Below are 10,880 nucleotides of genomic sequence, written 5' to 3' on the forward strand. Positions count from 1 at the left end.
GTGGGGACGGCTCTATTTTGCCGGACGACGAGAAACGGCCGGTCTCGAGCGATCGCCTTTTCAAGCTTTATCGAAATCCTTGTCAAAAGTCTTGTCAAAGTCCGCCTCTCGAGACAGCCGTTCGATGCACCGTCACCCACAGAGAACTCGACCAGAACCCGAAAAGGATTTGCTGTGCTATTTGCGAGATTACACGCACAAAATGCCACATATTTACGGAGATCCGTCGATTTTTTTCCGTAAAATCTGTTAATTTTCATAGATCTGAAGAAAAAGCAAGGGTAAAAATCCTTACTTTTGCAGGTGCGATCGCCCAAAAATCGACTATCATAGAGTTAGCGATTTCTGCCAAAACAAACGAGCGAGGGTGGCGTCATGTTCGAGCAGAACAAAATATCTCTTTCAGGAATAATTACAACCGCAATTTTATGTGGAGCAACCCGTCTGAGTCTGCGATCGATTCCAGCGGACGCCCAAGTGGCAGCGAGCCTTGTCGATGGCACGACAACCTCGAACGTCACCTTCGATCCGCCTAACGACGATACCTTAGACGATTCGGCAGGGGGCGCGACCCGGCCGGCCGCCCTGAAATGTCGGCAAGATCCGACCAGCGACGTGCCGCTTTTAGCCCTAGCACCGGAACGACAAGTGGGGTTGACCCTGTCGGAACGGCCCGAATTCTTCGTATACGTACCGGAAACGCAAGCGGAAACCGTTTACTTCAGCCTCAAAGACGAGAGCGATCGCGAAATCTACGGCAGCGAAATCCCCCTCAGTGGGGAACCGGGGATCGTGCGAATTTCCTTACCTTCAGAAGTCCCGCCGTTGGAACTCGAGCGAACCTATCGCTGGCAGGTGGGAATCCTTTGCCAGCCAGTTCAAACCGATATGCCCTGGATTGAAGGTCGCGTCCGCCGAGTTTCCTTAAGTACCGAACGACCCGAACCGTTCGATCGCCTCTCGGGGGTCGAACGGGCAGCCTGGTACGGAGAAGCCGGACTGTGGTACGACACCTTGTCGGCGCTGGCCCGAGAATACACCCGCCGTCCGGAAGATACTCAACTCTCTCAAACCTGGGAAAACCTACTGACGGAAGTGGGCTTAGACGCAGTTGCGTCCCAACGCTTTGTCGGCTTCTAGCAGCATTTGACCGACCCGATCGGAATGTACTCGAAAATCCGTCAGCTGCTCGATCGATGGAAAACTCCCTTTGCGATTGGCTCGGCGGTCGCTGTCGCGACGGCAGCCGCCACGGCGACTGGGGTCTTCCAACTCCTTGAATGGGCTGCGCTCGATAGTTTTTTTCGACTGCGCCCCAGCGAAGCGATCGACGATCGCTTACTCATCGTCACCATCGACGAACGCGACCTGCAAACCTTCCAAGACTGGCCCCTGCCGGATCGCGTTCTGGCGCGAGCGATCGAGAACCTACAGCAAGACCAACCCGCCGCCATCGGCTTAGACATCTACCGAGACTTACCCGTCGAACCCGGTCACGGGGAGTTCGCCGAGACCCTAAAAACCACCCCCAACCTCATCGGCGTAGAAAAAATTGCCGGGGAACCCGTCCCGCCGCCGCCGGCTTTAGCCGGAAGCGATCGCGTGGGCTTCGTCGATCTCGTCCTCGACGGCGACGGGAAAGTGCGTCGCGCCTTGCTGTCCCACCCCAACTCTCAAGGCGAGCTGCAATTGAGCTTCGCCGTGCGTTTGGCAGCCCTCTACCTGGAAGCCCGAAACGTCGAATTCAAAGCCGTCGGTTCCCAAGGACAGCAACTCGCTTGGGGGCAGGCCCGGTTCGTCCCCCTGCAACCCCACCAGGGGGGTTATGTCAACGCCCCCACTGCGGGCTACCAAATTCTGCTGAACTATCGCGGCATCCTCGATCGCTTCGATCGCGTTTCCCTTCTCGAGGTTTTCGAGGGCGACGTCTCCCCCCACCTCGTCCGCGATCGCATCGTTCTCATCGGCTCCACCGCCACCAGTCTCAACGACCTCTTTTCCACCCCCTACAGTACCCCTTTGACCCCCGAGCAAACCCGCACCTCGGGAGTCGTCGTCCACGCCAACATCGTCAGCCAACTCCTCAGCGCCGCCCTCGACGGTCGCGCCCTCTTGCGCCCCCTGCCCCGAACGGGAACCTGGATTTGGATGGCGATCGTCTCTTGGGGCAGCGCCCTCGTCACTTGGCACTTCCTCGACCAACAGCACCACAACTCAGTTTTCTTGACCTTAAGTTCCCTGGCGGTGGGGGGTGGATTGCTTCTGGGCGGTTACGGACTGTTTCTGTGGGGCTGGTGGGTTCCGGTCGTGTCTCCCCTGGTCGCGCTCTTCGCCACCATCCTCGTCACCACTTCCGCTTACAGCTACCACCTGCAACGGCTCGTGGCCACCGATAGCCTCACCCAAGTGGGCAACCGCTACGCCTGCGATCGCTTTCTCGAAAACCTATGGACGACCCACCGCCGGAAAAATCGCTCCTTCTCCGTCATTCTCTGCGACGTGGATTTCTTCAAACGCTACAACGATACTTACGGACATCTGGCGGGAGATGCCTGCCTCAAACAAATCGCCCGCGCCATGTCCCGTTCCGTCCGAGGTAGCGATTTCCTCGCCCGCTACGGGGGAGAAGAATTTATCGTCATCCTACCGAATACGAAATTGGACGACGCCATCGGCATTGCCCGACGCATCTGCGAAAACGTCCGCGCCCTCAACATCGACCATACCAGCTCTCTAATTCGCCCCATCGTAACCCTCAGTTGCGGCGTCGCCTGTAGCGACGGGAAGTCGTTTCTCAACCCGAAAGACTCGATCGAAGCTGCCGATCGCGCCTTGTATTTGGCCAAAGCCGAAGGTCGCGATCGCTACTGTACCTATGTCCGGCCTCCAATTCCACAACCCCCGATATATTAATTACAGGAGTGACGCACTTGTCGCTCGAGAAACCCGGTTTCTGGGTAAGTTCTCAATTGGCAAACGAACCCGATCGCCGGGACAGAAGAGCCGATCTCGAGGAAATCCAAACATCACAGTCACCCAGCGACATCAGGGGGCGATCGCTGGAAGGACTTCAATAGGGTTAACAGCACTCATACCGCCGAACACGAACGTTGATAGGGAAACCGCCACAGCGGTGCGACCCCGCCCTTACGATGGGGGAACGCACCTCAAGAGAGTCGAGAAACTGGCGATGGCGAGACGGAATCGTCTCGGCCGTCCTCGTCAGCGCGATCGCGATCGGTATCGAATCCCTCGGGGGCTTTCAACTGCTCGAGTGGGCTGCCCTCGATCGCCTGTTCCACCTGCGCCCCACAGAACCCGTCGACGATCGCGTGGTTCTGGTCACCGTTAACGAAACCGACCTCCGAGCGTTCGGCCGCTGGCCGGTTCCCGACGGCGTTCTCGCCGAAACCGTCGAGAACATCGCCGCCGACGACCCCGCCGCCATCGGCGTCAACCTCTATCGAGATTTACCTGTCGAACCCGGTCGCGACGAGTGGGTTCGCATCGCCCAAAATACCCCCAACCTCATCGGCGTCGAAAAAATCGTCGGAGATCCTGTCGCTCCCCCGGCCGTCCTCAAACAAGACGATCGCGTAGGCTTTGCCGATTTCGTCCTCGACGGTGACGGAAAAGTACGCCGCGCTCTGTTGTCCCACCCCGACGCCAGCGGTGTTCTCCAACAGAGTTTTGCCGTGCGGTTGAGCCTGCTGTATCTGAAACGAACCGAGATCGCCTCCGAGACCTTCGAGGGCGAACCTTCTCATTTACACATCGGCCAGACTGTCTTTCATCCCCTGCACGGGAGCGAAAGCGGCTACGCCAACGCCAACGCCGCCGGTTATCAAATTTTACTCAACTATCGCGGCAGGAGCGATCGCTTCCCCCAACTCTCCATCCGTCAAGTCCTCGCGGGAGAGTTCGCGCCCGGAACCTTCCGCGATCGCGTCGTCCTCATCGGCAGCACCGCCACCAGTCTCAACAACACCATCTATACCCCCTACAGCGGCGGTTGGCTGACCACCCCCCGGGGATCTCCCCAAGTGGTCGTCCAAGCCAACATCGTCAGCCAAATTCTCAGCGCCGCCCTCGACGGCCGCCCGTTGCTGATGGCGATTCCCCCTTGGCTGGAGTGGGGATGGACGCTGCTTTGGGGCAGCGTGGGGGCTATGACGGGCTGGCTGGCTGCGAGACGGCTGCGAAGACGCAAGCCGACAGCGCCACCCGTCCGTTGGGTCGTTCTCGTCGGCGGCCTCCTCCTGGCTACGGCAGGGTTGGGGGCTGTCGTTGTCGCGGCCTTTGGCAGCGGACTCTGGCTGCCCGTCGTCGCCCCCGCCACCGCTTTATGGACGGTGACGCTGCTGGTGACGACCCAACGATTGCGAGACAACCAGCAAGATAGCGATCGACGCCTGTTGCAGTTTCTCGAAGCCTTGCCGGTGGGAATTACGGTGTTGGATGCGGACGGACATCTGTATTACAGCAACCATACCGCCCGCGAAATCCTCGGCGATCACTTGCTGCCCGGCGCCCTCGACGAAAACCGTACCGCTCCCGAGACCTACATCAGTCAAACGGAGTTGCCCTATCCCCCAGACCAATTACCGGCCGTGCGGGCGTTGCAGGGGGCAACTTCGACGGCCAACGTTTTAGACGTGCGGTTAGACGATGAAACCGTTCCCTTGGAAATGTGGGGATCGCCCATTTTCGATCGAGAGGGGCGCGTGAGTTTTGCGGTCGTCGCCTTTCAGGATATCGGTATCCGCCAGAAAGCCGAAGCCGAACGGGAACGGGCGACGCGAGAGCTGTTCGAGTCGAACCGCAACCTCGATCGGGCCCTGGCCGCCGAACAGGATTTGACGGATGCCGCCGCTCGCTTCGTTCCTCACGAGTTCCTTTCTTTCTTGGGGTATGAAAGTTTGGTAGACGTTCAGTTAGGAAAAGCGGTGGAAAAGGAAATGTCGGTTTTGTTTTCTGACATTCGCAACTTTACGACCCTTTCCGAACAAATGAGTTTGGAGGATAATTTTAAATTTATTAATGCCTATCTCTCCCGCATGGAACCGGCCATTTCCGAGAATCAGGGGTTTATCGATAAATACATCGGCGACGCCATTATGGCTTTGTTTGGGGAAAGTGCCGACGATGCGGTGAAGGCGGGAATTGCCATGCTGGAAAAGCTGGCGGAGTACAACACCACGCGATCGCGTCCCGACCGTCCCCCCTTACGTATCGGCATCGGCATCAATACCGGATCGCTGATGTTGGGAACCGTCGGCGGCTTGCACCATATGGACAGTACGGTGATTAGCGATGCGGTGAATTTGGCCGCCCGCATTGAGGAGTTAACGAAAGTGTACGGCGTGCCGTTGTTGATTTCTCACTCGACGTTTTTGCAACTCGAGGATACGAATCGCTACGCCATTCGATTGATCGATCGCGTGCGCGTTAAAGGAAAGTCCCAACAGGTTTCGGTGTTTGAAGTGTTCGATGCTGACCCCCCGGAACTCAAGGCGGCAAAACTGAACCAACGCACGGACTTCGAGCAGGCCGTGATGCAGTATCATTTAAAATCTTATCGCGAAGCGGCTGGATTGTTTGGCTATTGTTTGGAACACAATCGTAACGATCTCGCCAGTCAAATTTATCTCGAACGCTGTCAAAGTCATCTCGATGTCAATGGCGATTTTGAGCCGAACTGTCGCCCCATGTCCCCTTAATCGTTCGTTTTAATGAGGGGTGATACCCCTCATTATTATAAATACGGACGCATTGAAGCGGTGAATTTCCGCAATATAACGGATGACAAGATCGGCCCCTTACCGAGACAATAAAGCAGGGATCGTTAAATGGGTGTTAAAACGATCGGGGTGCCGAACCATGCAATTCAAAAAAACCGTTAACTTATTAGCAACGCTACCAATTCTAGCGATGTCGATGGGCGAGAGCCATCTATTTTCGATGTCATCGCTGAAGATATCTCACACCAGCAACCGAGAGGCGATCGCCATGGCGGCCGCTCCCATAGCCTCCGATGGCATTTGTTGGGAGTCAATTCTGCCGATCGAAGCCTGCGAAGTCTTCCAGCCTCGTGATGGCAACGAAGGGGAACCCAACCAAACCCGAGGTTGAACGGTATCGCTTCGATAAGCTCAAACCGAAAGTTGGGGCAGCCCCCCTCGATTTTCACCTCGAAACTTGCCTCGATCGACCAACCCCCAAACAGAAGCCGCCGACAGTCGAGCTGGGCGATCGCTTCACCGCCTCGTCCCGATTGTTCGGTGAAATGGAAGTATAAAGGAGAATGGCTGTTCCGTTTTTCCCAATTCCGCCGCAGCCAACGAAGCGGCGAAAACTCGCTAGACTAAAACAAAGCGTTTCGCCAAAGCTTTGTGCTGTCGAGGTTTAGGGAAACTGGAACCGGCAGCAACAGAGCCGTCGAACGAGTCGGAAAGCGGCGGACGGGGAGCAAACCCATCGATGTTTGGAGCAAAAATCCAACAGTGCGTTCGGCAGTGGCAAGGAGCGAAACGACTCCGGCCGACCAGTGCGATCGCCACAGCATTAGGCGCGTCGGGGGTTGCGATCGCCGGAACCCTGGCTGGCTTGTTTCAAATGCTTGAATGTGCGGCGCTCGATCGCTTCTTTCAACTGCGGCCGCCCGAACCTCGCGACCCTCGCATCCTCCTCGTCACCATCGACGAACGGGACATCGGAAGTATCGGTCGCTGGCCGATGCCCGACGCCGTACTCGCCGACTTGTTGGAGAAAATCAAAGCCCAACAACCAGCTTTTATCGGCTTGCATCTCTATCGCGACGTCCCCGTGGCACCGGGATACGACAAACTGACAGAAGTGTTGCGGACGACGCCCAACCTCATCGGGATGGAAAAATTCGTCGGGGATGCCATTTCACCGCCACCCGTTTTGAGCCAGCTCGATCGCGTCGCCTTAGCCGACATGGTTCTCGACCCCGACGGTAAAGTTCGCCGGGGATTAGTGTCCATCGACCCCAAAGATGGAGATATACGCTTGACCTTCGCCGCCAAACTCGCCCTCCTCTACCTAGAAGAGCGCCAAGTCAATATTGGCTCGACCCCCGGCCGCCCTTGGGAAGTTCACCTCGGTCAAGCCCGCATCGAACCCCTACGGGAAAACGACGGCGGCTATTTCAAAATCGACGACGGGGGCTATCAAATTCTCCTCAACTATCGAGGCACCCGCCAAGCCTTCCACCACATCTCCATGACCGAAGTTCTCAACGGACAGGTTCCCCCCGGCTTGATGCGCGATCGCATCGTTTTGATAGGTCCGACGGCGGCCAGCCTCAAAGAACAGTACAACACCCCCTTTAGCGATCGCCTCAGCAGCAGCTACACCCAAATGTCGAGTTTGGTCATCCATGCCAACCTCACCAGCCAACTCCTCAGTGCCGCTCTCGACGGGCGGCGTCTGTTTCGTTACCTCAACCAATATGTCGAATGGCTGTGGGTCGGTCTGTGGGGAGGCATCGGAACCGCCGCTGGATGGTATTGGTGGCATACCAGCCAGTTTCGCAGCTATACCTCCCCCGGATGGTATATCCTCGGCACTTACGCCGCCGCCATTTGCGGCTGTCCCGTCGCGATCGGGTACGTTGCCTTTCTCAACGGCTGGTGGATTCCCATCGCCTCCCCCGTGGCGGCCGCTTTATTGGCCGTCGTCACCGTTTCCGCCCGCAAAACCCAAGGTTTGCAACGTCTGGCCACCTCCGACGGCTTGACGCAAGTGGCCAACCGCCGCTACTTCGATGCTTACCTTCAACGCACTTGGGTCGTTGCCCAGCGGAAACATCGATCGATGGCCTTGATTTTGTGCGACGTGGATTTTTTTAAGAACTATAACGACCACTACGGACATCCAGCGGGCGATCGATGCCTGCAACAGGTGTCCCGGGCCATCGTCAGCGCAGTCCGTCGCAGCGATGTCGTCGCCCGCTACGGCGGCGAAGAGTTCGCCATCGTCCTCCCCGAAACTCATCTCGACGAGGCCCTCAAAGTGGCCCAACGCATCCGCGATCGCGTCAATCACCTACAACTGAATCATCGCCAGTCCCCCATCAGCCCTTACGTAACCCTCAGTTGCGGCGTGGCAAGTTTAGTTCCCGACAGCTCCCTCTCCCTCGAAGATTTCATTAAAACTGCCGATTTAGCCCTCTACGACGCCAAAGGAGAAGGCCGCAATACTTACTGTTTTCGTCAACTGTAGCGAAAATTACAGAAATATAACGATACAATAATCCAGCCTGCTTCACGCCGTACAAGTTTGGCGAGACAATGGAGGTAAATAAATCATCCGTAGCATAGGTTACAGACCAACCATGTCAGAACAAACGATAGAATCAATCCTTCACGAACAACGGACGTTTCCCCCCACAGAAGACTTCTCCGCCAACGCCCACATCAAAAGCATGGCGGACTACAAAGCCCTGTGCGATCGAGCCGCCCAAGACCCCGAAGGCTTCTGGGGCGAACTAGCCGAAACCGAATTGGACTGGTTCCAAAAATGGGATAAAGTCCTCGACTGGCAACCCCCCGTTGCCAAATGGTTCGAGGGCGGCAAAACCAACGTTTCTTACAACTGTCTCGATCGCCATCTCACCACCTGGCGCAAAAACAAAGCGGCGTTGATTTGGGAAGGGGAACCCGGCGACTCGCGCACCTTGACTTATGCCCAACTGCACCGCGAAGTCTGCCAGATGGCTAACGTCATCAAACAGTTCGGCGTGAAAAAAGGCGACGTCGTGGGGATTTATATGCCCATGATTCCCGAAGCAGCCATCGCCATGTTAGCCTGCGCCCGCATCGGTGCCGTTCACAGCGTCGTCTTCGGGGGATTCAGCGCCGAAGCCCTGCGCGATCGCCTCAACGCCGCCGAAGCCAAACTGGTGATTACCGCTGACGGCGGCTTCCGCAAAGACAAAGTCATCACCCTCAAAAACCAAGTCGATAAAGCCCTTGCCAACGACGCCGCCCCCAGCGTCGAAAACGTCCTCGTGGTGCGTCGCATCGAAGAAGACACCCACATGGAAGAGGGTCGGGACCACTGGTGGCACGAAATGCGTCAAGGCGTTTCCGCCCACTGTCCCGCCGAACCCATGGACAGCGAAGACATCCTCTTCATCCTCTACACCAGCGGCAGTACCGGAAAACCGAAAGGCGTCGTCCACACCACCGCCGGATATAACCTCTACGCCCACGTCACCAACAAATGGACTTTCGACTTGAAGGACACCGATATTTTCTGGTGTACCGCCGATGTGGGTTGGATTACGGGACACAGCTATATCGTGTACGGTCCGCTGTCTAACGGCGCGACAACAGTGATGTACGAAGGGGTTCCCCGTCCGTCTAATCCCGGCTGTTTCTGGGACGTGGTGGAAAAATACGGCGTCACCATTTTCTATACCGCCCCCACCGCCATTCGCGCTTTTATTAAAGCCGGAGACAAACACCCCAACGCCCGCGACTTGTCTAGCTTGCGGCTGTTGGGAACCGTGGGCGAACCCATCAACCCGAAAGCCTGGATGTGGTATCACCGCGTCATCGGCGGCGAACGCTGTCCTATTGTGGATACCTGGTGGCAGACGGAAACCGGCGGTTTCATGATTACGCCGCTACCGGGGGCGACGCCGACGAAACCCGGTTCGGCCACGCTGCCCTTCCCCGGAATTCAAGCGGACGTGATGGATTTGGACGGAAACGAGATTCCGGCGAACCAAGGGGGATATTTGGTGGTCAAGCATCCCTGGCCGGGCATGATGCGGACGGTGTACGGCGATTTTAATCGTTTCCGCCGCAGTTATTGGGAGCATATTGCGCCGAAAGACGGTCAGTATTTCTATTTTGCTGGAGATGGCGCTCGCAAGGACGAGGACGGGTATTTCTGGATTATGGGTCGCGTGGACGACGTGATCAATGTTTCGGGACACCGCCTCGGAACCATGGAAATTGAGTCGGCGTTGGTGTCTCATCCGTCCGTTGCGGAAGCGGCGGTGGTTGGGAAGCCGGACGAGATTAAGGGTGAAAGCATTGTGGCGTTTGTGATGCTGGAAGAGGAGTACGAGGCTGGCGACGATTTGGATAAGGCGTTGAAGCAGCACGTGGTTGAGGAAATCGGCGCGATCGCCCGTCCGGGTGAGATTCGTTTTTCGGAAGATTTGCCGAAAACCCGGTCTGGGAAGATTATGCGTCGGATTCTCCGCAGTCTGGCGGCTGGGGAAGAGATTTCCGGCGATACTTCGACGTTGCAAGACCGCAGTGTGTTAGATAAGTTGCGCGAACGTTAAGTTGTTTCGTCAATTTATCGGTTTGGTAGGGGCGATCGAGTCGATCGCCCCTATTTTTGTGTTAGGGGTCTGGATGGATGAGGTGGAGAGTTCTGAGCGTTTTTCGGGTTCGTAGCGTCTTTCGGCGACGTTGAGAGCGGCGATCGCGTTGAGATAGGCTTGTTCGAGGACTTCCCGTAATTCGTCCAAAGACAAGTAATATCCGCCCGATTTTCGGCTTGTTGTTTGATGAGGTGAATTATGAGAACGACGGCATAGTGGCGAATCGTCTCAATAATGCCTTTTCTCCCCATTTCTTATAATTTTTATACGATTTCCAGCGAATCGGTAATATGTCCACCTAATAGTTTTTGTTTGAGTTATAGCAGTTATTCCCTATTATATCGCCTCTTCTCTACTACCATTTTATTAATTTTTTAGAGTTAATTTAAAGTCGATCGAACTCGGAATATCGGCACAAAACCGATCGATTGAAACTGACTCGATCGGTACAAACTATCCAGGGTAAACGCATCAAATTTCCCTTGACAGATAACTCAAAGCGTGTAGGTTG

General features: G+C 56.2%; 7 protein-coding genes. 6 read left to right on the top strand and 1 reads right to left on the bottom strand.

The genetic code is table 11. The features are described from left to right. The first annotated feature begins 477 nt into the window (after window positions 1-477). The 6 genes from ACP5D4_RS19030 (at window position 478) to acs (ending at window position 10,327) form a co-directional block, all read left to right on the top strand. Complete coding sequence (locus ACP5D4_RS19030; protein ID WP_428013194.1) at window positions 478-1,140, top strand: DUF928 domain-containing protein; 663 nt, start codon at window positions 478-480, stop codon at window positions 1,138-1,140. Window positions 1,141-1,146: 6 nt separating this feature from the next. Then, window positions 1,147-2,913 (top strand): CHASE2 domain-containing protein, encoded by a 1,767-nt coding sequence (locus ACP5D4_RS19035; protein WP_428013195.1) that lies wholly within the window; start codon window positions 1,147-1,149, stop codon window positions 2,911-2,913. Between the two features lie 239 nt (window positions 2,914-3,152). Next, window positions 3,153-5,720: a CHASE2 domain-containing protein gene (locus ACP5D4_RS19040; protein WP_428013196.1), complete on the top strand. Its 2,568-nt coding sequence runs from the start codon at window positions 3,153-3,155 to the stop codon at window positions 5,718-5,720. Between the two features lie 160 nt (window positions 5,721-5,880). Continuing rightward, window positions 5,881-6,132 carry a hypothetical protein gene (locus ACP5D4_RS19045; RefSeq protein ID WP_428013197.1) on the top strand — a complete coding sequence of 84 codons (252 nt, stop codon included), beginning with the start codon at window positions 5,881-5,883 and terminating at the stop codon, window positions 6,130-6,132. A 348-nt stretch (window positions 6,133-6,480) separates the two neighbouring features. Further along, window positions 6,481-8,247 (top strand): CHASE2 domain-containing protein, encoded by a 1,767-nt coding sequence (locus tag ACP5D4_RS19050; RefSeq protein ID WP_428013198.1) that lies wholly within the window; start codon window positions 6,481-6,483, stop codon window positions 8,245-8,247. Between the two features lie 112 nt (window positions 8,248-8,359). After that, window positions 8,360-10,327: an acetate--CoA ligase gene (gene acs / locus ACP5D4_RS19055; protein WP_428013199.1), complete on the top strand. Its 1,968-nt coding sequence runs from the start codon at window positions 8,360-8,362 to the stop codon at window positions 10,325-10,327. A gap of 9 nt (window positions 10,328-10,336) precedes the next feature. Here the strand turns inward: acs and ACP5D4_RS19060 are convergent, their stop codons facing one another. After that, complete coding sequence (locus tag ACP5D4_RS19060; RefSeq protein ID WP_428013200.1) at window positions 10,337-10,522, bottom strand: hypothetical protein; 186 nt, start codon at window positions 10,520-10,522, stop codon at window positions 10,337-10,339. Window positions 10,523-10,880: the final 358 nt, after the last annotated feature.

This window comes from Baaleninema sp. (assembly GCF_049974805.1).
Lineage (GTDB): Bacteria > Cyanobacteriota > Cyanobacteriia > Cyanobacteriales > Geitlerinemataceae > Baaleninema.

Excerpts from the sequence above, each read along its gene's own strand:
- ACP5D4_RS19040 (WP_428013196.1), top strand. The coding sequence starts at position 3,153 with ATGGGGGAACGCACCTCAAGAGAGTCGAGAAACTGGCGATGGCGAGAC.
- ACP5D4_RS19045 (WP_428013197.1), top strand. The coding sequence starts at position 5,881 with ATGCAATTCAAAAAAACCGTTAACTTATTAGCAACGCTACCAATTCTA.
- acs (WP_428013199.1), top strand. The coding sequence starts at position 8,360 with ATGTCAGAACAAACGATAGAATCAATCCTTCACGAACAACGGACGTTT.
- ACP5D4_RS19050 (WP_428013198.1), top strand. The coding sequence starts at position 6,481 with ATGTTTGGAGCAAAAATCCAACAGTGCGTTCGGCAGTGGCAAGGAGCG.